Genomic DNA, 23,222 nt, shown 5'->3' with positions numbered 1-23,222 from the left:
GTTCCGAGGAGAGCACCCATGCCGACGCCTTCACCGCACTCCGCGCGGCAGGCGGCGCTGCTCGATCCTCCCGACCCGCTCGGCCCCGGCGCGGAGGCGTGATGCCCGAGGTCTGGAGTCCCGCCGAGAGGCGGCTGCGTCGGCTCGGCTGGATTCCGCGGCGCCCCCTGCCGCGAGGTGCCGTCTGCGACGCGATCGTCTCGCCGCGCCTCAGCCTCAGCCGCGCCTGGCTGCAGACCGGGGAGTTCGAGGTCCTTCCCCATCCCGGAAGGCTCCGCGTGCTCTTCAGCCTCGACGGGACCGGCCGCCTCTCCGCCCGGGGCCGCGACCACCGGCTCCCGGCCGGCAGCGCTCTCGTGACCCGCGCCTCGACGGTGCAGTACGCGGCGGCGCTCAGTCCGTGGGCGCGCTTCGAGTGGCAGCTGCGCCCCTCGGTGCTCCGCGCGAGCGAGTTCGCCTCGCTCACGGACCGGGTCCTCGCCCTCCCCGAGGCCTACTGGCGCGCACTCACCGGTGCGGCGAACACCGTCCTCACTTTCGGCGTCGAGCCCTCGGACGCGGCCTTCGAGCACTTCGAGATCGCGAGCGAGCACCTCCTGGCCTCGGCCTTCTCGGCGCTGCTGCCCTCCTCCGACCGGGAGGACCGGTCCCCCGCCGCCGTGTATGCGAACGGCACGCGCCTGATCGAGCGGCACTACCGCGACCGCTCCTTCACGGTGGAGACGCTCGCGGAGAGTCTCGGCGTGTCGGTCAGCCACCTGCACCGGGCGTTCTCGGCCGCCGGCACCACCCCTCGTCAGCGGATCGAGCGCGCGCGGGCCTTCGAGGCGCAGCGCCTCCTCGACGAGCTCGGCCCGCGGGCGGCGACGGACCTGGACCGCGTGGCGCGGTCGGCCGGCTTCAGCTCGCGGATCCATATGCAGCGGACCCTCCGCCGGATCGACGACGCGAGCTGACGTGGGCCGCCGCGCCCCCCGCGCCGGACGGGCTCCCGGCGAGGAGGCGGCCTGAGCGGCTCCCCCGGTCCGGCGGCGCGACGGAACGTCCACGGTCGGGCATGGAACCTCGTCGCGGCCCGTTCCGCGTCGACCGGAGGCCGGACGTTCGGCAGGATCGGCGCGTCCACCACCCCTCGCACGAAAGAAAGAAAAGGAACACCATGACGGACACCAACGCCCTGGACCCGACGGCAGCGCACTCGCGCTCCCTCCCACCGCGGATCGACTCGACCCGCGGGGGGCCCGCCCGGCGGACGATCATGTCGGGTGCGGCCTGGTCCGTCCCCGTCGTCGCCGCGGCGGTCGCGACCCCCGCGGCCGCCGCGTCCACCGGCCTCACCCTCGCCTTCGACGCCCCGGCGTACTCCTTCCCCGCCTGCACCACGAGAACGGTCTCCGTCCTCGCCACGACCAACGGCGCTCCCGCTGCCGGCGACACGGTCACCATCACTCTCCCCGCCGGCCTGACCAGCGGCGGCGCGCAGACCGTCAGGGCGACGACCGGCGCGGACGGACGCGTGAGCATCCCGGTCACGGCCGGGAACGTGGCGCAGAACGGCATCACCCTCTCCGCCGTCTCCGGCGCCGCGGGCGCGACGGCGACCGCGAGCACCACCGCGACCACGGGGACCGCCGTCCGGTACGTCACCGACGGCGGACGGACGACGACGGAGTCGAACGGCAACGTGCCCTCGGGAGCCAAGACCGTCGGACCCCGGTACTACCTGACGGAGTCGGGCGAGCTCTACCACGGCGGGGGTCGGATCGCGCGCGGCGTCACCAGCGTCCAGGGCTTCCGCGACGAGCAGAACCGCGACGTCGCCGACTTCGTGGTCGACGGCGTCTTCTACCGCTTCGTCACCGGAGACGCCGCGCCGAAGGCCATCGGGAGCGGCGTGCCGGCCGGATCGACGGTCCATGCGCCCGCCTTCTACGTCACACCGAACGGCGAGCTGCGGCGCGCCGGCGGAGCCCTCGTGACCACCGGAGTGACGAGCGCGGACTCCTTCCGCGACCAGAGCAACAACGACGTCATCGACGTGATCGTCGGCTCGGAGCTCGTCCGCTACATCTCCTCCACGAAGAACCAGGTCTACGCCAGGAACTTTCCGGCAGGATCGACGGCCTTGGCGCCCTCGTACCACCTGACGCCGGACGGGCGCCTCTTCAACAGCAGCATCCTGGTCGCCACCGGGGTGACCAGTGCCGACGCCTACCGCGATCGACAGAACCGTGACGTCGTGGACGTGATCCAGAACGGCGCTCTCGTCCGGTACGGCGCGTTCGCGGACAGGACGCAGCCGCAGATCCGCGTCGCCTCCGGTGTGCCCTCCGACGCCACCATCTTCGCGCCGGACGCCTACGTGACCCGGGACGGCAGGGCCTTCGTCAGCGGCGTGCTGGTCGCCACCGGAGTCTCCTCGGCGTTCGGATTCCTCGACGTGCAGAACCGCAACGTGCTCGACACGATGACCAACGTCCTGTGCCCGTGACGCACGGGATCGGCCGCTGATCCGGTCCTGCCCCGCCGCACGCGGGTCCGAGGGAGGCGTCCCACGGGTCCCTGTGCGGCGGGACAGGACCAGTCCGTCCTCGGGATGCAGCGTCCTCCAGAAGCGCGGACGCACCTGCCGCGAACCGCGCGGAGCGGACGCACCGGTCCGGTCGAGGACGGCTCGTCACGGAGGGCTCTTCGGGGTCAGCCGCCGGCGAACGGCGGCAGGACGTCGACCGCGGCATCGGGACGCAGCGGCGTGGCCCTGTCCGCGGTCGACACGCCGTCGACCAGGTAGGTGCACCGTGCGAGCACGTCGGCGGCCGAGGGCGCGGAGGCGACGAGTCTCTCCTCGAGAGCGCCCAGGTCGGGCACCTCGTCGAGCTCGTCGGAACCACGGCCGAGGGCGGCCTTGGCCGCCGCGAAGTAGCGGACCCGCATGCTCATCCGCCGATCGCGCTCATCGTGCGCTCGGGCTGCACGAAGCCCGCCCGGTTCATCTCGTGTCCCGCGGGCTTGGCCCACATCGCCCCGCGCCAGAGCTGGGCGACCTCGTGGTCGTCCGCGCCCGCGCGCATCGGGCCGAGCAGGTCCGTCTCCTCGTTCGAGAAGAGGCAGCTGCGGACACCTCCCTCGGCGGTGAGCCGGGTGCGGCGGCAGTCGTCGCAGAAGTTCTCGGTGACGGACGCGATGATCCCCACCTGGCCGAGCACCTCGGACCCCCCGGCCTCGCGGACGTCGAAGAGCTCGGCGGGGGCGCCGTCACGGGGGGCCGCGTGCGGGCTGAGCGAGAAGCGCTCCGAGAGCAGCGCCCGGATGTCCGCGGCGGTGATCATGGTCGCGCGGTCCCAGCCGTGGTCGGCGTCGAGCGCCATCTGCTCGATGAAGCGGAGCTGGTGGCCTCCCGCGAGGGCCCAGGCGAGCAGCTCCGGGGCCTCGTGGTCGTTGATCCCGGGCAGGAGCACCGCGTTGATCTTGGTCTGGTCCAGGCCGGCGGGACCGAGCGCGTCGATGCCCGCGAGCACGCGGTCGAGGAACGGGCGACGGGTGACCTTCGCGAAGGTCTCGGCGCAGATCGAGTCGAGCGAGACGTTGACGCGGTTCAGGCCGGCGTCGGCGAGCGCCGCCGCCCGACCCGACAGGCCGATCGCGTTCGTGGTAAGCGAGATCTCGGGGCGCGGGTCGAGGGAGGCGACGTCGCGGATGATGTCGACGAGGTCCTTGCGCAGGAGCGGCTCGCCGCCGGTGAAGCGGATCTGGCGGACGCCGAACTGCTCCACGGCGATGCGCGCGAGGCGGAGGATCTCCTCACGGCTGAGCAGGGACGCGGGCGGCTGGAACGGCAGGCCCTCCGCCGGCATGCAGTAGGTGCAGCGCAGATTGCACTTGTCCGTCAGCGAGATCCGCAGATCGTCCGCGACGCGCCCGTAGGTGTCCAGGAGGAGCGGGGTGGCGGGGCGGTCGGCCGGGAGGACCGCGCTGCGCTGTCGGGGCCGGAAGCCCGGGATCCCCAGTGCTGTGCTCATCCGCTCACACTACGCCGCGGAACCGGGCGCGACCCGGCAAGATGGACTCGGTCCCGCCGCCGGTCGGGCTCCGCCGCTCGCGAGAGGACACGATGACCTCGATCGACCTGCACGCCGCCCGGGTGCGGGCGCTGCTCGCGCCGCTGGCCACGCGGGGTGCCCGCGAGACGCTGAGCCTGGATCCGGCCGCCGTCGCCGCCGATACGGGCGCGTACGACCGGCGGGTCCTCGCCCGCTCCGTCGACTCCCCGCTCGACCTGCCGCGCTTCGACAACTCGCAGATGGACGGCTTCGCGGTGCGGGCGGCCGACCTCGACGCGGCGGCGCCGGAGCATCCCGTCGCCCTGCCCGTCTCGGCGCCGATCCCCGCGGGCGACCGGGCGCCGCGGCACGAGCCCGGCACGGCGACACCGATCATGACCGGCTCGCCGCTGCCGGTGGGGGCCGACGCCGTCGTCCCGGTCGAGCGCGTCGATCCTCCGCGCTTCCCCGCGGCGGGCAGCGTCGCCTTCGCGCACCCGGTGGTGCCGGCGACCTTCGTCCGAGCCCGGGGCAGCGACGCCCGCCGCGGCGAGCTCGCCCTCCCGGCCGGCACGGTCCTCCGCGCGGCCCACTACGGACTCCTCGCCTCCCTCGGGCTGACCGAGGCGGAGGTGCTGCCGCGACTCCGGGTGCTCGTCATCCCCACCGGCAACGAGATCCGTCCCGCAGGCGCCGTCCTCGAGGAGGCGCAGATCCACGACGCGAACGGCGCCCTGCTGGCCGAGGCCGTCCGCGAGGCGGGGGCGCTGCCCGTCGTCGCCGCCTGCACGAGCGATCGGGCCGAGGACCTCCTGGCGCTGCTCGAGGAGCACGCGGGCGCGGCCGACCTGGTGATCACGGTCGGCGGTGTCAGCGCGGGCGCCTACGAGGTCGTCCGCGACGCGCTCGGCCCGGCGGGCTCGGAGTTCGGCCACGTCGAGATGCAGCCGGGCGGCCCGCAGGGCCTCGGTCTCGTGCGCGTGGCCGAGGGGCTGCACCTGCCGGTCGTCTCGCTTCCCGGGAACCCGGTGAGCGCCCTGGTCTCGTTCGAGGTGTTCCTCCGGCCCGTGCTGCGCTCGCTCGCGGGACGGACGCCCGCCGAGCGGCCGCGGCTCCGTGCGCGCCTCGGCACGGCGCTCGACTCGCCCGCGCACCTGCACCAGATCCGCCGCGGAGTCCTCGACGACGAGGGCTTCGTGCACCCGGTGGGCGGGCCCGGCTCGCACCTGCTGGCGTCCTACGCCCGCTCCACCGTGCTCATCCACGTCCCCGTCGGGACGGACCACGCAGCGACCGGCGACACGGTCGAGATCTGGAGGATCGATGACTGAGAGCGATCGGCTCACCCATGTGCGCGGCGACGGAGCCGTGCACATGGTCGATGTGAGCGCGAAGGAGGTCACGGCGCGCACCGCCGTCGCCGAGGGCTACGTCGAGACCTCGCCCGAGGTGGTGCGGCTCCTCGAGCAGGGCGAGCTGCCCAAGGGCGAAGCGCTCGGCGTGGCGCGGATCGCCGGGATCCTCGGCGCGAAGGCGACCTCGACCCTCATCCCGCTCTGCCACCCGCTGGCGCTGGACGGCGTCGACGTGGACCTCGAGCCGCAGGACGGCCGCGTCCGGATCGAGGCGCGCGTGCGCACGACCGGGCGCACCGGCGTCGAGATGGAGGCGCTGACCGCGGTCAGCGTGGCCGCCCTCACGGTCTACGACATGATCAAGGCGGTCGATCGCGGTGCCGCGATCACCGGTATCCGTGTGCTCGCGAAGGCGGGCGGGAGGAGCGGCTCGTGGACGAGCGGAGGAACCCCGTGACGCGGCGGGCGGTGGCGGTCGTCGCCTCCACCCGTGCCGCCTCCGGCGTGTACGAGGACCGGACGGGACCGGCGCTCGAGGCCTGGTTCACCACCCGCGGCTGGGAGTCCCGGGTGGTCGTCGTGGCCGACGGCGACGCGGTGGGCGAGGCGATCGCCGACGCGATCGGCAGCGGAGTCGACGTGGTCGTGACCACCGGCGGGACGGGCGTCGCCCCGAGCGACGTCACCCCGGAGCAGACCGCCCCCCTCCTGGAGCGGCCCCTGCCCGGCCTCGCCGAGGCGGTGCGCGCCAAGGGCGCCGCCCACGTCCCGACCGCCGTGCTCAGCCGCGGGCTCGCCGGCGTCAGCGGCCGCACCGTCGTGGTGAACCTCCCCGGCTCCCCCGGCGGCGTCCGCGACGGGATCGACGTGCTCGACCCGGTGATCGGGCACCTGCTCGACCAGCTCGGAGGCGGCGACCATGCCCGCTGAGCCGGTCGCCCTCGCCCGGCTCGCGGCCGAGGCCATCACCGTCGACGAGTGCGAGCAGGCGGTCGACTCCCCGACGCACGGCGCCGTCGTGACCTTCGCGGGCGTCGTCCGCGACCACGACGAGGGCCGCGGCGTGCTCCGGCTGTCCTACGAGGCGCACCCGGACGCCCCCGCCGCACTCCTCGCCTCCGCCCGCCGCATCGCCGACCGCTGGCCCGACGTCCGGATCGCCGCCGTGCACCGGGTCGGCGACCTCGTGGTCGGCGACCTCGCCCTCGCCTGCGCCGTGGCCTCGGCCCACCGCGCGGCGGCCTTCGAAGCCTGCGCGGCACTGGTCGACGACATCAAGGCGTCGGTGCCGATCTGGAAGGAGCAGTCCTTCGTCGACGGTAGCTCGGAGTGGGTCGCGAGCTTGGGCTGATCTTCCTTCGAGCCCGTCCCCGCCGGGCTCGGCGCGGTCGGCCGGAGAGGGTGGTCACGTTTCGCAGAGCGGGGAGCGATCGCCTAGATCGATCCGCTGGCACGCGGATCGATCGTTCGGCTCGGGGGTGTTTCACACCGAGCCCGTCCCCGCCGGGCTCGGCGCGGTCGGCTTTCCGGCGTGGATGCGATTCGCAGAGCGGGGAGCGACCGCCTAGACCGATCCGCTCACACGCGGATCGATCGTTCGGCTCGGGGGGAGAGCGAGGGGGTGGCGGGTCGACATCGGGAGGTCGCCCACTGATCCGCAAGGTCGGGGCCCGGGGTGTGGCGCAGCGGATGGCGGATCCGCCGGGGGGACGGGGGGCGGAGCCGCGGGAGGACGGGGTGGGGAAACACGGGCGTCACACGGGTGGGGTTCACTGGGGGGAGACGCCCGACGGGCGCGGGACGGAGGCGCGGCATGGACCTGAACACGATCCAGCGCGTCCGGGTGGTGCGCGAGCGCTCCGAGCTGGCGGGCCGCGGGCCGCGCTCAGCGGTCATCGGAGGCGGCTCCTGGGTGTTCTCCCTCCCCCACGACCACCTCGACGAGCTCCTCGACCTGCAGGGATTCGCGTGGGAGCCGATCGTGCGCACGGACGCCGGGCTCTCGATCGCGGCGACCTGCACGCTCAGCGAGCTCGCCGCGATGCCCGACGCGGGCGACACCGCCCATCCGCTCTTCTTCCAGTGCTGCACGGCCCTGCTGGGCTCCTTCAAGATCTGGAACGTCGCCACTGTCGGCGGCAACATCGCCAACGCCCTGCCCGCAGGACCGATGATCAGCCTCGCCGCCGCGCTCGACGCCACCGCCCTCGTCTGGCGGGCCGACGGCTCGGACGTCGCCGTGCCGGTCGCCGAGCTCGTGACCGGCGACATGACCACTTCCCTGGCCCAGGACGACGTCATCCGCTCGATCGAGATCCCGCTCTCCTCCCTCCGGGCGCGCACCGCGTTCCGCAAGACGGCGCTCTCCCCTCTCGGACGCTCCGGCGCCGTCGTCATCGGCCGCCTCGACACCGACGGCGCGTTCGTGCTCACGATCACCGCGGCGACCGTCCGGCCGGAGCTGCTCCGCTTCGCCGCCGTTCCCTCCTCGGCCGAGCTCGCCGCGGCCGTCGACGGCGTCGCGACCTGGTTCACCGACCCGCACGGAGCCGCCGACTGGCGCCACGCCGTCGTCCGCGTGCTCGCCGAGGAGATCCGCACCGAGCTGGCCGGAGGCGCCCGATGAGGTTCACCGTCAACGGGGAGCCGGTCGACGCCTCCCCCCGCCCCGGCCAGGTGCTGCGCACCCTCCTCCGCGACCACGAGCACTTCGAGGTGAAGAAGGGGTGCGACGCCGGCGACTGCGGCGCCTGCTCCGTCCTCGTCGACGGGACGCCGTTCCACTCCTGCCTCTACCCCGCCCACCGCGTCGAGGGGCGCGAGGTGACGACAGCGGCCGGCCTCGGCACGCCCGAGGAGCCGAGCGCGGTGCAGGAGGCGTTCGTCGAGGCCGGCGCGTTCCAGTGCGGCTTCTGCACGGCCGGCATGGTGGTCACGGCCACGGCGCTCGACGGAGTCCGCGCCGAGGACGTGCCGCGGCTGATGAAGGGCAACCTCTGCCGGTGCACGGGCTACCGTCCCATCCGCGAGGCCGTGACGGGCGCCTGCGCGTCCGGGCACGGCGCGCACGCGGCCGAGCCGTCCGGAGCGGATCGCACGGAGGCCCCGGTCCGCGGACGGCACGCGGCCCCGTCGTCGGGTCTCACCCCCGTCCGCCGCACCGGTCGCCCGTCGGCCGAGGAGTCCCGGGTCGGCCGCTCGCTCGGCGCGCCCGCCGGCCGGCGGATCGTCCAGGGCCGCGAGCCGTTCACCCTCGACGTCGCCGTCCCCGGCCTGCTGCACCTGAAGGTCGTCCAGAGCCCGCACGCCCACGCGCGCATCCGCTCGATCGATACGACCGCCGCCCGCGCGATGCGGGGCGTCGTCGCGGTCCTCACCGCCGAGGACGTCCCGGACGTCCTCTACTCCACCGCCCGCCACGAGTCCCGGCTCGACGACCCGGACGACACCCGCATGCTCGACACGGTCGTCCGGTTCCGCGGGCAGCGCGTGGCCGTGGTGGTCGCGGAGTCGGTGGCCGAGGCGGAGGCGGCCTGCCGCGCCGTCGAGGTCGACTACGAGGTGCTGCCCGCCGTCTTCGACCCGGAGGAGGCGCGCTCCCCCGGCGCGCCGCTCCTGCACGCCGACAAGGATCCGATCGCCTCGCGCATCGCCCGGCCGGAGGCGAACGTCGTCGCGGAGCTCCACGGAGAGTACGGGGACGTGGCCGCCGGACTCGCGGAGGCCGACGTGGTCGTCGAGGGCCGGTACTCGACCTCCCGGGTCGCGCACACGGCGCTCGAGACCCACGGCACCATCGGCTGGCTCGAGGGCGGAGAGCTGGTGCTGCGGACCTCGACGCAGGTGCCCTTCCTCGTGCGCGACGAGATCGCGCGCCTGTTCGACCGCGATCCGTCGACCGTCCGCGTCTTCACGGCACGGGTGGGCGGCGGCTTCGGCGGCAAGCAGGAGATCCTGACGGAGGACGTCGTCGCCCTCGCCGTGCTCGCCACCGGCCGGCCCGTGCAGTTCGAGTTCACCCGGAGCGACGAGTTCACGATGGCCCCCTGCCGACACCCGATGCGGGTCGGCGTCACGCTCGGCGCCCGGCGCGACGGACGGCTGACCGCCCTCGCCGTGGACGTGCTCTCGGACACCGGCGCCTACGGCAACCACGGACCCGGCGTGATGTTCCACGGCACCTCGGAGTCGGTCGCCGTCTACAGCGCGCCCAGCAAGCGCGTCGACGCGCAGGCCGTCTACACGAACAACCTCCCCTCGGGGGCGTTCCGCGGCTACGGCCTCGGGCAGGTGATCTTCGGCATCGAGTCGGCGATGGACGATCTCGCCCGCGAGCTCGGGATCGACCCGTTCGAGCTGCGGCGGATCAACGCGGTGCGCCCGGGCGAGCCGCTGGTGGTCACGCACGTCGAGGGCGACGACATCGGCTTCGCCTCCTACGGGCTCGACCAGTGCCTCGACCTCACCGAGGCGGCACTGGCCGGCGGCGGCGGCTCCCCCGCCCCCGACGGACCGGGGTGGCGGACAGGGCAGGGCACGGCACTGGCGATGATCGCCACCATCCCACCGCGGGGCCACTTCTCGGAGGCGACCGTCACCGTCGACGCCGAGGGCGTGCTGACCATCGGCGTCGGCACGGCCGAGTTCGGCAACGGGACGACCACCGTGCACACGCAGCTGGTCGCGAGCGCCTTCCGCGCCTCGGCCGACCGGGTGCGGATCCGCCAGTCCGACACGGACGCGGCCCGCTACGACACCGGAGCGTTCGGCAGCGCCGGCACGGTGGTCGCGGGCAAGGCCGTCCACTCGGCCGCGACGCGCCTCCTCGCCGAGCTGCAGGCGCTCGCCAAGCGGCTGACCGGGCACGACGAGACCTTCGAGCCCGACGACGAGGGCCTGCTCGCTCCGGACGGCACCCGGGTCGCGTTCGCCGATCTGGTCCGTGCGGCCGGCGGACCGGTCACCGCGACCGGGAGCGAGGACGGCGCTCAGCGCTCGCTCGCGTTCAACGTCCAGGGCTTCCGCGTCGCGGTGCACGAGCCGACGGGCGAGGTGCGGATCCTGCAGTCGGTCCAGGCGGCCGACGCCGGCTTCGTGATCAACCCGGCGCAGTGCCGCGGGCAGGTCGAGGGCGGAGTGGCGCAGGCGATCGGCTCGGCGCTGTACGAGGAGGTGATCCTCGACGGCGAGGGCACCGTGACCACGGCGATCCTCCGGAACTACCACATCCCGCAGATGGCGGACGTGCCCGAGACCGAGGTGCTCTTCGCGGACACCGCCGACGAGCTCGGGCCGTTCGGCGCGAAGTCGATGAGCGAGGCGCCCTACAACCCGGTCGCCCCCGCACTCGCCAACGCCGTCCGCGACGCGATCGGCGTGCGGCCGACCGAGCTGCCGCTCTCCCGCGACCGGATCTGGCGGCTCCTGCACCCGGACGCCGCCCCGGTCGCGTCCGTCGAGGCGGAGGCGCCGCCCGGTTGAACGACGACGGGCTGAGCGCCGATCGGCCGCCGCAGCTCAGACGCGCGACGCCAGCTCCGTGCTCGCCCGGGCGACCTCGCGGGCGATCGCGTCCTCGTCCGCGTTCACCAGCCGTCCCTCCCGCACCGTCGGGCGACCCTGCACCAGGAGCAGGCTCAGCGGGGGCTGCGCTCCGAGCGCGAGCGCCGCGACCGGGTCCGCGATGCCCGCGTGCTCGATCCCGTCGATCCGCCAGAGCGCGAGGTCGGCGAGCTTGCCGACCTCGATCGAGCCGATCTCGTCCTGCCGGCCGAGCACCCGGGCCCCGCCGATGGTGGCGACCGAGAGCGCCTGCCGGGCGCTCATCCGGTCGGCGCCGGCGCGCAGGCGGTTCATCAGCACCGCGGCGCGGATCTCGGAGCCGAGCTGACCGGACTCGTTCGACGCCGCGCCGTCCACGCCGAGGCCGACCGGGGCTCCCGCAGCCAGCAGCTGCGGGATCGGCGCGATGCCCGCCGCGAGCCGGCCGTTCGAGGACGGGCAGTGCGCGACTCCGGTGCCCGTGGCCGCGAACTTCGCGATCGCGTCGGCGTCGAGGTGGACGCAGTGCGCCATCCAGACGTCGTCGCCGAGCCAGCCGAGCGACTCCAGGTGGTCGGTGGGCGAGAGGCCGAACGCCTCCCGCGTGTAGGCGTCCTCCTCCACGGTCTCGGAGCCGTGGGTGTGCAGCCGGACCCCGAGCTGACGGGCGAGGACGGCCGACTCTCGCAGCAGGTCGGTGGTCACCGAGAACGGCGAGCACGGGGCGATCGCGACCCGCACCATCGCGTCGGCGGAGGCGTCGTGGTACCGCTGGACCGCCTCTCCGCTGGCCTGGAGCGCGGCCGCCGTGGTCTCGACGGCGAAGTCCGGCGGGAGGCCGCCCCGGGACTCGCCGAGGTCCATCGACCCGCGGGTCGCGTGCAGCCGGAGGCCGAGGGTGCCGGCCGCGTCGACGATGCCGCCGACGATGTCGCCGGAGCCCCGTGGGAAGACGTAGTGGTGGTCGGCGACGGTGCTGCAGCCGGACCGGGCGAGGACGCCCATCGCGCCGAGGGCGGCGGAGCGGGTCAGGTCGGCGTCGATGCGGGACCAGGCGGGGTAGAGCGCGACGAGCCAGTCGAAGAGGATCGAGTCCTGCGCCCAGCCGCGGGTGAGCCACTGGTAGAGGTGGTGGTGCGTGTTGACGAGCCCGGGAGTGAGCAGGTGGCCGCGGCCGTCGACCCGCGTGAGCGCGATCGCCTCCTGCGCCGGCAGGCCCGTCGGGGACCGTCCGTCGAGGGCCCACGCCGGAGGGTCGCCGGCTCCGACGGCGACGATGCGGGAGTCGTCGACGACGACGTGGCCGACGGGGTGCTCGGTCCCGTGCGCGTCGACGGTGGCGACGTGGGCTCCGGTGAGGACGTGGCGCTGCATGCCCCGAGCATGGCAGCGCGGTGTTTCGCGGCCGTTTCCCGCCGGAGTGCGAGCAGGCCGGCGCGATCACGACGGCGCGCCGTCAAGGGAGGACGTGCGGCTCAGCGCGCCGTGTGGATCGGGCCCGAGCGCCCCGCGAGCGGCTCCCCGGACGTCCCCGTGCGCGCGGCGAGGACCTCCGCGAGGATCGACACGGCCGTCTCCTCCGGCGTCGACGCGCCGATGTCCAGGCCGATCGGCGAGTGCAGGCGGGCGAGCGCCTCCTCCGTCACTCCCGCCTCGCGCAGCAGCCGCAGCCGCCGCTCATGGGTGCGCCGCGACCCCATCGCACCGACGTAGGCGACCGGGAGCGCGAGCGCGGTCTCGAGCAGCGGGATGTCGAACTTCTCGTCGTGCGTGAGCACCGCGATCACGGTGCGCGAGTCGACCTCGGCGCGGGCGAGGTGGTCGGACGGCCACTCGACGAGGACCTCGTCGGCGCCGGGGAAGCGCTCGGCGGTCGCGAACACCGGACGCGCGTCGCAGACGGTCACGCGGTATCCGAGCAGGGCGCCGGCGGAGCAGAGCGCGGCGGAGAAGTCGACGGCGCCGTAGATCAGCAGGCGCGGCCGCTCGGCGTGCACGACGTAGGCGATCTCGAGCTCGGCACCTCGGCAGGCGGTCTCGACCGTGGCCGAGCGGCCGGAGGCCAGGCGCGCCTCGCGCTCGGCGAGGATGCGGCGGGCCGTGTCCTCGTCCAGGTGCGGGCCGACGACGTCCTGGAGGCGCGTCGCTCCGGTGAGGACGAGGCCGATCACCTCCTCCGGGCCGCCGACGACGATCGCCAGCGCGGCCGAGCGGCCGGCGCGGGCGGCGCGCAGCTCGGCGAGGACCGCGGTGGAGCCGGAGTCGACGACCTGGCCGAACACGCGCAGCTGCCCCCCGCAGGACAGGCCGGCGGCGAAGGCCGCCTCGTCGTCGAAGCCGAAATGCTCGGACGCGCTGCCCGAGGTGCCGAGCACCTCCTGGGCCAGCGCGTACGCCTGCGCCTCGACGCAGCCGCCGGAGATCGAGCCGATCGCGCGCCCCTCCGCGTCCACCGCCATCGAGGAGCCGAGAGCGCGGGGAGCCGAACCGAAGACGTGCGTGACCGTGACGACCGCGACGCTCCCGCCCGCCTCGACGAGCTCGAGCAGGGGGTCGGCGATGTCGAGCACGACGGCCTCCTCTTCTCGGACGGGAGGCGACGGCGCCGGGGCTGCGGGGAGGCCGGGCGGAGCCGCCGACGGGCGCTCACACGCAGGAAACATGCCGAGTATAGGGTCGATCCATGCCTGACGACGCTCCCTTCCTCGACCTCGTGATCCGCGCCTCCGACGTGCTGACCGAGAACGGCCGGCGTCCGGCCAGCATCGCGATCGCCGAGGGCCTGATCGTCGCGGTCGGCGAGCGGGACGCCCCCTGGCGGACCACGGAGGAGATCGTCCTCCCCGAGGGCCAGGTCCTGATCCCGGGGATCGTCGACACCCACGTGCACGTCAACGAGCCGGGCCGCACGGAGTGGGAGGGCTTCGCCTCCGCCACCCGCGCGGCCGCCGCCGGGGGCGTCACCACGATCATCGACATGCCGCTGAACTCGATCCCGCCGACCACCACGGTGGCGGGGCTCGAGGCCAAGCGCGCGGCCGCCGGGCCGCAGGCGCAGGTGGACGTCGGCTTCTGGGGCGGGGCGATCCCCTCGAACCTCGGCACGCTGCGCGAGCTCCACGACGCGGGCGTCTTCGGCTTCAAGTGCTTCCTCTCGCCGAGCGGAGTAAACGAGTTCCCGCACCTGAGCCGGGAGCAGCTCGTCGAGGCGATGCGCGAGATCGCCGCCTTCGACGGACTGCTGATCGTGCACGCCGAGGACCCGGCCGAACTGGAGGCGAGCGCGCTGGAGCCCGGCGCCTCCTACGGCGCGTTCGTCGACTCCCGCCCGCCCGCCTCCGAGCGCAGCGCGATCCTGCACGTGATCGAGGCCGTCCGCGAGACCGGCTGCCGCGCGCACATCCTGCACCTCTCCTCCGCCGACGCGCTGCCGCTCCTGCGCGAGGCGAAGGCCGAGGGGCTGCCGATCTCCGCCGAGACCTGCCCGCACTACCTCACCTTCGACGCCGGCTCGATCCCCGACGGCGGCACGCAGTTCAAGTGCTGCCCGCCGATCCGCGACGAGCGCAACCGCGAGCTGCTCTGGAAGGGGCTGCTCGACGGGACGATCGACATCATCGCCTCGGACCACTCCCCCGCCACCGCCGAGCTCAAGCTCCCCGCGGGCGGCGACTTCGGCGTCGCCTGGGGCGGGATCTCGGGACTCGAGCTGAGCTTCCGCGCGGTCTGGACCGGGGCCCGCGAGCGGGGCATCCCGCTCGAGCAGGTCGTCGCCTGGATGTCCACGGCGACCGCCGCGTTCGCCGGGCTCGGCCAGAAGGGCCTGCTGCACGCGGGGTCCGACGCCGACCTGGTCGCGTTCGACCCGGAGGCGCAGTGGCGCGTGGACGTCGACGCCCTCTCGCACCGGAACCCCGTCTCGGCCTACGAGGACCGCGTCCTCCGCGGCGCCGTCGCCGCCACCTGGGTGGGCGGCCGACGCGTCACCGCCGAGACGGTCCCGCCCGCCGGGCGCCTCCTCACCCGCCCCTGACCTCGATCCGCCGATCCCCCGCCTCCCTGACGACACCTCGGGGAGCTCGACCGCTCACGCCGAGCGCCGCCGTGTCATCGGCAGGTTTCGAGCGTGTGAACGGAGGCGGGTCGGAGCCGCGGAGCGGGCGGATCGCACAAGACTCGGAGTCCCGGCGGCGGCTCCTCGGGATGCTCCGCCGGTGCGCGGAGCCCCCGGCAGGCGCGAGGCTGGCAGACGGGCTCGCAGGAGCCGCGAGCAGGACGGTCACCACCGCGTGACCGGGCCCGGCCGCACGGAACGGACAGGAGCGGACATGTCGATCATCCTCGGGGACCACCAGTACGGGAAGGCCGAGAACCGCGTCGTGCGGATCTACCGCGAGACCCCGCGGCACGAGATCCACGACGTCAACGTCTCCACGGCCCTCCGCGGCGACTTCGAGGCCGCGCACCGAGAGGGCGACCAGTCGGCCGTCCTGCCCACGGACACGCAGAAGCAGACGGCGTACGCCTTCGCCAAGGAGAAGGGCCTGCGCTCGATCGAGCCCTACGGCCTCGAGCTGGCCCGCCACTTCGTCGACGGCTACGAGCCCGTCCACGGCGCCCGCATCGAGATCGAGGAGTTCGCCTGGGAGCGCGTGCTGGTGGACGGGCGCGAGCACGACCACACCTGGGTCCGGAAGGGCCAGGAGACGCGGATCGCGTCGGTCACGGTCGAGGGCTCGGGCGAGGAGCGGCGGATCTGGATCACCGGCGGCTTCAAGGACCTCACGATCCTGAAGTCCACGGGGAGCGAGTTCCACGGCTTCCTCACCGACCCGTACACGGTCCTCCAGCCGACGAACGACCGGGTGATGGCGACCTCGCTGGTCGCGAAGTGGCGCTTCGCCCTGAGCGAGGACGAGATCGCGGCGATGGACTGGGAGGCGGTCTACGCGGGCGTCAAGGCGCTCATGACGAGCCGCTTCGCGACCGTGCACTCCCTCGCCCTCCAGCAGACGCTCTTCGAGATGGGGAAGGCGGTCCTGGAGGAGTACCCGCAGATCGTCGAGATCCGTCTCTCCGCGCCGAACAAGCACCACTTCGTCTACGACCTCTCGCCCTTCGGCGTCGAGAACGACAACGAGGTCTTCCACGCCGCCGACCGCCCCTACGGGCTGATCCAGGCGAGCGTCACCCGCGACGACGCGCCGCCCGCGGGATCCGCCTGGACCGCCTACACGGGCCTGGTGTGACCGGCGCCGGGGGCGTCCACCGGGGGCACGTGCTGCACGTCGCCGGGGGTGCGACGCTCGCGACCGCGCGGGAGTCGCTGGTGTCGATCCCGGACGGCGCTCTCGCCGTGGACGAGGACGGCACGATCGCCTGGGTCGGTCCGTACCGCGAGCTGCCGGACCGCTTCGCGCTCCTGCCGGTCTCCGGCGACGCCGCGTCGGTCCTGCTGCCCGGCTTCGTCGACGCGCACGTGCACTTCCCCCAGACGTTCTCGACCGACGGCTTCGGCGGCGGCCAGCTGCTCGAGTGGCTCGACCGGACGGTGTTCCCCTCGGAGGCGCGGCTCGCCGACCCGGAGTTCGCCGACGTCGTCGCGCGAGCCTTCACCCGGCGGCGGGTGGCCGCGGGCACGACCGCCGCGATGGTCTTCGGCTCCGCGTTCCCGGCCGCGCAGGACGCCCTCTTCGAGCGCACCCGCGAGGCGGGGCTGCGGATCGTGTCGGGGCGCGGGATCCAGACCACGGGCCCGGCCTCGGCGGCGCCCCTGATCACCTCGGAGGAGGAGGCGCTGACGCTCGTGTCGGAGGAGATCGACCGCTGGCACGGGAGGAACCCGCTCCTGCAGGTCGCGCTCGTCCCGCGGTTCTCGCTGTCCGTCACTCCCCGGACCCTCGGAGCGCTCGGCGACCTCTACGACGACGTCCGCGGACGCGGCGTCTACGTGCACAGCCACCTCAACGAGAACGACCGGCCCGGCGACGGCGAGATCGCCGCCGTGCTCGGCTCGTACGGCACCCGCAGCTACCTCGACACCTACGACGGGCTCTTCCTCCCCGGCTCCGCGCGCGGAGGATCCTCCCTCCTCGGGCCGCGCACGATCCTCGCCCACGCCGTGCACTGCCAGGACGCGGAGCTGCACCGGATGGAGGAGACCGGCACCTCGATCGCCCACTGCCCGACCTCGCAGCAGTTCCTCGGCTCCGGCACCATGCCCTGGCGCCGGACCGTCGCCTCGGGGGTCACCGTCGCCCTCGGTTCGGACGTGGGCGCGGGCGACGAGTGGCTGCTGGCGCGAGTGGCGAACGACGCCTTCAAGGTGCACCTCTCGGAGCCCGGCGACGCGGCCGTCGCCCTGCATCCGGCCGAGCTCCTGTTCACGGCGACGCTCGCCGGCGCGCGGGCGCTCGACCAGGAGGACCGGTTCGGCAGCCTCGACCCCGGGAAGGACGCGGACTTCCTCCGCATCGAGCCCGACCGGTGGGAGCCGCTCGCCGACGTCCTCGCCCACGGGATCCGCGCGGACGACGAGGAGGAGGCGACGGCCCAGCTGCTCTTCGCCCTGCTGATGACCCTGCGCGAGCCGGCGATCGCCGCGGTGCACGTCCGGGGCAGGCGGATCGCGCCTCCGGAGTGACGGGGCCGGCCGGGGCGGCGCGGTGCGGACCGCGCGCACTCGGCCGTCAGCGCAGGCGCAGCGCCAGGAACAGGTCGGCGCGGTCCGCGGTGTCCGACAGGTCGCGCTGCGTCAGCTCCTCCACCCTCGCGATGCGGTACCGCACCGTGTTCAGGTGCAGGTGCGTCTGCTCCGCCGTGCGCACCCACGAGCCGCCGCAGTCGAGGAACGCCGCGAGCGTGGCGACCAGCTGCGAGCCGTAGCGCGCGTCGTGCTCGATGAGCCGCCCGAGCACCAGCTCGACGAACACCGAGCGCAGGTGGTCGGGGACCGCGCTCAGCAGCTGCACGGCGGAGGTGACCTCCCCGGAGTCGCTGACCCGCACCGGAGCGTCGTCGCCCGGAGAGCCCGGCAGCAGCATCCCGTAGCGTGCCGAGCGGAGGGCGCCGCCGAGCGCGGGCAGCGGAGTCGCGGCGCTCGTCCCGACGCGCAGCACGGCGCCCGGCCACGCGGCTCCCGCTCGTCGCAGCGCCGAGGTGACGACGGCGAGCGGATCCGCGCCGGTGGGGATCGCATCGGTCGCCTCGGTGGGCAGCACCGCCACCGCGCAGCCCTGGGCGTCGCGTCCGACCACGGCGCGGCCCAGGTGCGCGGCGGCGTCGACCAGGACACGGCGCGCCAGGTCCGGGGGCGCGTCGCCCTCGAACTCGGCGGCGACCACGGCGCACCGCCCGGCGCCGCCGAGTCCGAGCTGCCGCAGGTACACCGCGGCCTCGGGCTGCTCGCTGTCCTCCTCCACGAGCTCGAGCAGGCGGTCGGCGAGAGCGGAGTCGGCCGAGAGCGCCGCCTCCCGCTGCAGCCGGTAGACCCCCACGACTCCGGCGAGCTCGGTCACGGCGTCCAGCACTGCGGCGGGCCAGTCGTTCCAGTCGCCCCCGACGACGACCAGCCAGGAGGTGGCGCGGTGCTCGCCCGCTCCGGCGACGGTGAGGACCGACAGGGCGCCGCCGCGGGCGTCCGCGACCACGACCGGGCTGCGCCGGGCCGTGAGCGCCGCGTGCACGACCCGCTCGATCTCCCCCAGCCCCAGGGGCGAGGCGGAGGCCGCGGTCCGGCCGGTGGCGGTCAGCACCGACACGGGGAGTCCGAGCTCGCGCGAGGTGCGCGTGACGAGCTCGTCGAGCTGCTGCCCCCGGTAGACCTCCGTCAGCAGTTCCCGCTGGCGGGCGAGGGCGGCCGTCAGCCGGGCCACGCGGTCGCCGGCGAGGGCGTTCGACAGGTGCGCCGTGATCGCGCCGAACGACACATCGGCCGGCACGGCGATCAGCGGGACGTCGTGCTCGCGGCAGGCGACGACGAGGTCGTCCGGCACGAAGCCCAGCAGCCCCTCGCCGGCGAGCAGAGCGCTGGCACCCGAGTCCGCGACCGCGGCGACGAAGGCCGCGCTGTCCTGGGCGTCCCGACGCCAGACCAGACCGGTCAGCACCAGCTGGTCGCGCGAGATGTAGCGGCGCGGGTCGAGGAGATCGGTCGTGAAGATGCCGTCGACCGGCCGCGCGAGCGCTCCGTCGCCGGCGACCAGCACGCGCAGCCGCAGCTGCGGCGCGTCGAGGACGTCCTGCAGCTGCATCAGCTGCCCCGGTAGGTCGAGTAGGCGAAGGGGCTGAGCAGGAGCGGGATGTGGAAGTGCGCCTCCTCGTCGTCGAGGCGGAAGGCGACGACGACCTCGGGGTAGAACGACTCGGTGCCCGAGGCGGCGAACCAGACGCCGGTGTCGAAGACGACCCGGTGCACCCCGGCGGCCAGGCGCTCCGGCCCGAAGGCCGCCACGCGGCCGTCGTCGTCGGTGCGGGCCTCGGCGAGGCGCTCCCAGCCGGAACCGGCACGGGCGTCGAGAGCCACCGGGACCCCGCGCGCGGGGCGGCCGCGGACGGCGTCGAGCACGTGGGTGGTGACGCGGCTGGCGTGCCCGCTCATCGTGCGGCCTCCGCCCGGACGAGGCGCCCGTCGTCAAGGCCGCGGACCCGCAGCACCGTGATCTCCCGCAGCTGCTCCGCGACGATGCGGGCCTCCGTCTCGTCGTCGAGCCCGAGTCTCCGCTCCAGCTCCGCGACGACCTCGGCCCGGTCGCGGCCGGCCGCGCGGAGGAGGAACACGCGCCCGAACCGCTCCTCGTAGGCGCGGTTGCCGGCCAGCAGCCGCCGGGTCAGCTCCTCGTCGCCCGTGCGGCTCGCCGCCTGCTCCGCGGCCGAGAACGCGGAGGAGCGCCCCGCGCCCGCGTGCCGCTCGCCGATCCGGGGGTGGTCGGCCAGCGCCGCCTCCACCTCCTCCTCGGTGAGCGTGCGCGCGGCCCGCTCGGCCGCGTCGGCGAGCGCGTCGGCCGACGGGTAGGGCGCGCCGGAGGCGACCTCGTCGGCCCAGCGGGGGACGGCGAGGCACGCGAGCAGCACGTCGCGGGCGGTCTCGGATCGGGTGTCGGTCATGCGGTCTCCTTCGTCCGGCGGAGCAGGGGCTCGGCCTGCGGCACGATGGTCGGATGGATCTGGTCGGGAGTCGGGACCTCGTCGGGCTGGTGCTCGCGGCGGGTGCGGGGCGCCGGGCGGGCGGCCCGAAGGCGCTGCGGCGCGACGCGGCGGGAGTTCCCTGGGTGGAGCGGGCCGCCGAGAGGCTCCGCGCGGTGGGCTGCGGGCGGGTGCTCGTGGTCCTGGGCGCGGAGGGCGGACGGGCGCGCCTCCTGGTGCCGCCGTCCGCGGACGTGGTCGTCGCGGCGGAGTGGGAGAGCGGCCTCTCGGCGTCGCTCCGCGCGGGTCTCGCCGCGGCCGAGGGCGTCGCCGCGCTGGTCGCCCTGGTCGACCTGCCCGAGGAGCCGCCGAGCGTGGGGGCCCGGCTGCTCGCGGAGGCGCCGGTCGCGCCGGACGTGCTCGCCCGCGCGGTCTTCCGCGGTCGGCCCGGTCATCCGGTGCTGCTGGGACGGGACCACTGGCCGGAGCTCCTCGAGGGCGTGCACGGCGACTCCGGCGCGCGCGACCTGCTCCGCGCGAGGGGCGCGCGGGGGGTGGAGTGCGGCGATCTGTGGTCGGGAGCCGACCGCGACGGGCCGGACTGAGCGGTTCACGCCAGGCCCGCGTCGTCGAGGGCGGCGGCCAGCGCCCGCCAGGCCAGGGTCGCGCAGACGGAGCGGACGGGATTGCCCGCCACCGCGAGCAGCGCCTGCTCCTCGCCGGCGAGAGCACCCTCCCGGTGCGCCATCGCCGCGAGGAACGCGTCGATCCGCTCCCGTACCGCCGGCGCCGGCAGCCCGTCGAGACCGTCCACGAGCAGCGACGCGGATCCCCGTGAGACCTCGCACCCCCGCCCGCTCCAGGCGAGGCGCACCTGCTCGACGCCGCCGTCGACGCGCAGCTCGATCCGGTCGCCGCAGGTGGGGGTGATCAGCTCGGCACGGCCGAGGGACGGAGTCGGGTCGGCCTGCCCGACGGGGTCCTTGGCGTGCGCACGGATCAGCTCCGCCGCCTCGCTCACGGCCGGTCCTCCAGCTCGGCGAGCTCCGCGTAGGCCGTGCTGATCCCGGCGATCCGCTCGCGCGACTCCCTCGGCGACGCCCCGAGCACTCCGGAGGCCACGAGCGCGACCGCGCTCATCGCCGCCGCGTAGCTGTCCAGCGCCGTGCCGCTGTCGACCGGGCACTCCAGCCAGACCGCCGCGTGCTCCGCGTAGCGCCGGGCGGGCGGATCCGCGAGGAGCACCACGGGCACCTCGCGCGCGGCGAGCGTCCCGATCAGGGCGGCGAAGGAGGCGGGGCGGCGGCGGAAGCCGACCAGCACCACGACGTCCTCGGCTCCGAGCCCCTCGAGCTCCTCACCGAGCGACTGGCCGGGCTGCGGGGCGATCCGGACGCGTCCGCGCGCCTGCGCGAGCTGCTGGCGCAGGTGCAGCGCCACCGGGTAGCTGTTGCGCAGTCCGATCACGACGACCTCGCGCGCTCCCGCGATCAGCCGCACCGCCTCCTCCAGCCGCCCGTCGCCGAACGCGGCGGCCAGCCGGGCCAGGTTCGCCCGCTCGCTCTCGAGGTGCGCGGCGAGCGGATCCCCCTGTCCCTGCGCGGGACCGACTGGCACACCGGAGGACCGCAGCGCCCGGGCGTGCTCGCGCACCTCCTGCGAGTTCGAGAACCCCAGGCGGCGGAACAGCCGCGAGACCGTGGCCTTGGACACTCCGCTGTGCTGGGCGAGCTCGGTCGCCGTGTAGACGGCCAGGTCGCCGAGGTGGTCGAGGATGAAGTCGGCCGCCCGCTGCTCCTGCCGCGACAGCGCGGCGTAGCCGGCATCGATGCGGTGACCGATGCTCGTCGAGGGGGCCGGGGCGGGGGTCACGCGGTCGGCGTCCCGTGGGCGAGCGCCAGCACGGCCGCCTCGAACGCGTCGAGCGCGGTCGCGACGTCGGCCTCGGTCACGTTCTCGTCCGGGTGGTGGCTGACGCCGCCCTCGCAGCGGAGGAAGAGCATCGCGTACTCGGCGAGGTCGGCGACCGCCATCGCGTCGTGGCCGGCCTTGGAGAACAGCACCATCGGCTCCGCGTCCCCGGTCGCGCGGATGCCCGCGCGCACGACGTCCTGCAGCCGAGAGGAGGCGACGACCGCGGGGGCCGAATGGGTCTCCTCCACCGTCAGCGCGAGACGGCGGCGCGACGCCGACTCCGACATCGCGTGCTCGATGGCGTCCCACGCCGTGTCGCGCTGGGCGTCGGTCTCGGCGCGGAGGTCGAGGCTGAACTCGACCCGGCCGGGGATGACGTTGACCGCGCCCGGGAAGGTCTCGAGCCGGCCGACCGTGGCGATCACGCCCTGCTCCCGCGCGATGCGCTCCACCGCGAGCACGGCCTCGGCCGCCCCGGTGAGCGCGTCGCGGCGGCGGTCGAGCGGAACTCCGCCCGCGTGCCCGGCCTTGCCGGTGAGGGTGAGTGCGAAGCGGCGGGCGCCCGCGATCGAGGAGACCACGGCGAGGGCGCGGTCAGCCTCCTCCAGGTAGGGGCCCTGCTCGATGTGCGCCTCGAGGTAGGCGAGAACGTCCTGCGCGTCGCGCGCGGCGGTGCGGATGCGCGAGGGGTCCAGCCCGAACTCGTGGAACGCCTCGACGAGCGTCGTCCCGTCGGCGTCCTCGAGCTCCCACCAGTGCTCGTCCCAGGTGCCGGCGAGGGCGCGGGAGCCGAGGAGCGCTGTGCCGAAGCGGGTGCCCTCCTCGTCGCCGAACGCGACGACCTCGACGGCGAACGGCAGGCGCCGGCCCGCCCCCTGCAGGCGCGACACCACGGCGATCGCGAGCATCACGCCGAGGATCCCGTCGTAGCGGCCCGCGTCGGGCACCGAGTCGAGGTGCGAGCCGAGCAGGAGCGCCGGGAGTCCCGGAGTCGCGCCCTCGTAGCGGCCGCACTGGTTGCCGGCCGCGTCCTGCCAGGTGCGCATGCCCGCCTCGGTCATCCAGCGCGCGGCCATCGCGTTCACCCGGGCGTGCTCGGGCGAGAGGTAGACCCGCTCGATGCCGTCGCGGCTGGAGGAGACCGCGGCGAGCTCGTCGCAGCGGGCCATGATCGCGGCGGCGTCGAGGGCGGGGGCGCCTCCGTGCCGGTGGGCGGCGGAGTCACGGGGGCCTACGAGGTCTACGGGGC

22 protein-coding genes are annotated in these 23,222 nt (G+C 74.8%); 12 read left to right on the top strand and 10 right to left on the bottom strand.

The window, feature by feature from the left end:
• Positions 1-101: 101 nt before the first annotated feature.
• Positions 102-956, top strand: a complete 855-nt coding sequence (locus C5C54_RS10670) for an AraC family transcriptional regulator (RefSeq protein WP_104288316.1) — start codon at positions 102-104, stop codon at positions 954-956.
• Between the two features lie 203 nt (positions 957-1,159).
• Positions 1,160-2,491 carry a hypothetical protein gene (locus C5C54_RS10665; RefSeq protein ID WP_104288315.1) on the top strand — a complete coding sequence of 444 codons (1,332 nt, stop codon included), beginning with the start codon at positions 1,160-1,162 and terminating at the stop codon, positions 2,489-2,491.
• Between the two features lie 206 nt (positions 2,492-2,697).
• Here C5C54_RS10665 and C5C54_RS10660 read toward each other — a convergent pair whose 3' ends face one another.
• Positions 2,698-2,940, bottom strand: a complete 243-nt coding sequence (locus tag C5C54_RS10660; protein ID WP_104223924.1) for a MoaD/ThiS family protein — start codon at positions 2,938-2,940, stop codon at positions 2,698-2,700.
• Positions 2,937-4,019, bottom strand: a complete 1,083-nt coding sequence (gene moaA, locus C5C54_RS10655) for a GTP 3',8-cyclase MoaA (RefSeq protein ID WP_104226889.1) — start codon at positions 4,017-4,019, stop codon at positions 2,937-2,939. The genes C5C54_RS10660 and moaA overlap by 4 nt, the downstream gene beginning before the upstream one ends.
• A gap of 92 nt (positions 4,020-4,111) precedes the next feature.
• On the opposite strand from moaA, the gene glp reads away from it, so the two are divergent.
• The 6 genes from glp (at position 4,112) to C5C54_RS10625 (ending at position 10,876) form a co-directional block, all read left to right on the top strand.
• Positions 4,112-5,371, top strand: a complete 1,260-nt coding sequence (gene glp / locus C5C54_RS10650) for a gephyrin-like molybdotransferase Glp (protein WP_104288339.1) — start codon at positions 4,112-4,114, stop codon at positions 5,369-5,371.
• Positions 5,364-5,852 (top strand): cyclic pyranopterin monophosphate synthase MoaC, encoded by a 489-nt coding sequence (moaC, locus tag C5C54_RS10645; RefSeq protein WP_104232482.1) that lies wholly within the window; start codon positions 5,364-5,366, stop codon positions 5,850-5,852. The genes glp and moaC overlap by 8 nt, the downstream gene beginning before the upstream one ends.
• On the top strand, positions 5,828-6,325 hold the full coding sequence (locus C5C54_RS10640) for a molybdenum cofactor biosynthesis protein B (protein ID WP_244229433.1): 498 nt from the start codon (positions 5,828-5,830) through the stop codon (positions 6,323-6,325). Before moaC ends, C5C54_RS10640 begins: the two co-directional genes overlap by 25 nt.
• Positions 6,315-6,746: a molybdenum cofactor biosynthesis protein MoaE gene (locus tag C5C54_RS10635; protein ID WP_104247639.1), complete on the top strand. Its 432-nt coding sequence runs from the start codon at positions 6,315-6,317 to the stop codon at positions 6,744-6,746. The genes C5C54_RS10640 and C5C54_RS10635 overlap by 11 nt, the downstream gene beginning before the upstream one ends.
• A gap of 462 nt (positions 6,747-7,208) precedes the next feature.
• Entirely contained in the window at positions 7,209-8,021 is an 813-nt protein-coding gene (locus C5C54_RS10630; protein WP_104288314.1) for an FAD binding domain-containing protein, read from the top strand.
• The gene (locus C5C54_RS10625; protein ID WP_104288313.1) at positions 8,018-10,876 is read left to right on the top strand and encodes a molybdopterin cofactor-binding domain-containing protein; all 2,859 of its coding nucleotides are present in this window, start codon (positions 8,018-8,020) and stop codon (positions 10,874-10,876) included. Before C5C54_RS10630 ends, C5C54_RS10625 begins: the two co-directional genes overlap by 4 nt.
• 36 nt (positions 10,877-10,912) lie before the next feature.
• Here C5C54_RS10625 and C5C54_RS10620 read toward each other — a convergent pair whose 3' ends face one another.
• Entirely contained in the window at positions 10,913-12,310 is a 1,398-nt protein-coding gene (locus C5C54_RS10620; RefSeq protein ID WP_104248247.1) for an 8-oxoguanine deaminase, read from the bottom strand.
• 101 nt (positions 12,311-12,411) lie between these two features.
• A complete protein-coding gene (locus tag C5C54_RS10615; protein ID WP_104288312.1) occupies positions 12,412-13,506 on the bottom strand; it encodes an XdhC family protein in 1,095 nt (364 codons plus the stop codon).
• Positions 13,507-13,619: 113 nt separating this feature from the next.
• Between C5C54_RS10615 and allB the strand changes: the two genes are divergently transcribed.
• The 3 genes from allB (at position 13,620) to C5C54_RS10600 (ending at position 17,579) form a co-directional block, all read left to right on the top strand.
• Positions 13,620-14,969 carry an allantoinase AllB gene (gene allB / locus C5C54_RS10610; RefSeq protein ID WP_104288311.1) on the top strand — a complete coding sequence of 450 codons (1,350 nt, stop codon included), beginning with the start codon at positions 13,620-13,622 and terminating at the stop codon, positions 14,967-14,969.
• Positions 14,970-15,264: 295 nt separating this feature from the next.
• A complete protein-coding gene (gene pucL / locus C5C54_RS10605) occupies positions 15,265-16,185 on the top strand; it encodes a factor-independent urate hydroxylase (protein ID WP_104226645.1) in 921 nt (306 codons plus the stop codon).
• Positions 16,182-17,579: an amidohydrolase family protein gene (locus tag C5C54_RS10600; protein ID WP_104288310.1), complete on the top strand. Its 1,398-nt coding sequence runs from the start codon at positions 16,182-16,184 to the stop codon at positions 17,577-17,579. Before pucL ends, C5C54_RS10600 begins: the two co-directional genes overlap by 4 nt.
• Positions 17,580-17,625: 46 nt before the next feature.
• Here C5C54_RS10600 and C5C54_RS10595 read toward each other — a convergent pair whose 3' ends face one another.
• Genes C5C54_RS10595 through uraD form a run of 3 tightly spaced genes read right to left on the bottom strand, consistent with a single transcriptional unit; the run spans position 17,626 to position 20,041 of the window.
• On the bottom strand, positions 17,626-19,188 hold the full coding sequence (locus C5C54_RS10595) for a PucR family transcriptional regulator (RefSeq protein WP_104288309.1): 1,563 nt from the start codon (positions 19,186-19,188) through the stop codon (positions 17,626-17,628).
• The gene (gene uraH / locus C5C54_RS10590; protein ID WP_104262995.1) at positions 19,188-19,535 is read right to left on the bottom strand and encodes a hydroxyisourate hydrolase; all 348 of its coding nucleotides are present in this window, start codon (positions 19,533-19,535) and stop codon (positions 19,188-19,190) included. Before uraH ends, C5C54_RS10595 begins: the two co-directional genes overlap by 1 nt.
• A complete protein-coding gene (uraD, locus tag C5C54_RS10585; RefSeq protein WP_104234584.1) occupies positions 19,532-20,041 on the bottom strand; it encodes a 2-oxo-4-hydroxy-4-carboxy-5-ureidoimidazoline decarboxylase in 510 nt (169 codons plus the stop codon). The genes uraH and uraD overlap by 4 nt, the downstream gene beginning before the upstream one ends.
• 53 nt (positions 20,042-20,094) lie before the next feature.
• Here uraD and C5C54_RS10580 point away from each other — a divergent pair, with 53 nt between their 5' ends.
• Positions 20,095-20,664, top strand: coding sequence for an NTP transferase domain-containing protein (locus C5C54_RS10580; RefSeq protein ID WP_104226649.1), 570 nt, complete (start codon positions 20,095-20,097; stop codon positions 20,662-20,664).
• Positions 20,665-20,669: 5 nt separating this feature from the next.
• Here C5C54_RS10580 and C5C54_RS10575 read toward each other — a convergent pair whose 3' ends face one another.
• From C5C54_RS10575 to C5C54_RS10565, 3 genes are read right to left on the bottom strand one after another with little or no spacing between them, the layout of a single operon-like run.
• Positions 20,670-21,080 (bottom strand): iron-sulfur cluster assembly scaffold protein, encoded by a 411-nt coding sequence (locus C5C54_RS10575; RefSeq protein ID WP_104226650.1) that lies wholly within the window; start codon positions 21,078-21,080, stop codon positions 20,670-20,672.
• A complete protein-coding gene (locus C5C54_RS10570) occupies positions 21,077-21,931 on the bottom strand; it encodes a MurR/RpiR family transcriptional regulator (RefSeq protein WP_219812189.1) in 855 nt (284 codons plus the stop codon). Before C5C54_RS10570 ends, C5C54_RS10575 begins: the two co-directional genes overlap by 4 nt.
• Entirely contained in the window at positions 21,928-23,142 is a 1,215-nt protein-coding gene (locus C5C54_RS10565; RefSeq protein WP_104288308.1) for an allantoate amidohydrolase, read from the bottom strand. Before C5C54_RS10565 ends, C5C54_RS10570 begins: the two co-directional genes overlap by 4 nt.
• Positions 23,143-23,222 lie beyond the last annotated feature (80 nt).

Source organism: Rathayibacter sp. AY1F2 (genome assembly GCF_002930885.1).
In the GTDB taxonomy this organism is placed as follows: domain Bacteria; phylum Actinomycetota; class Actinomycetes; order Actinomycetales; family Microbacteriaceae; genus Rathayibacter.
Note: the sequence above shows the minus strand (reverse complement) of the source record. Positions and strands in the feature narration are given on the sequence as shown.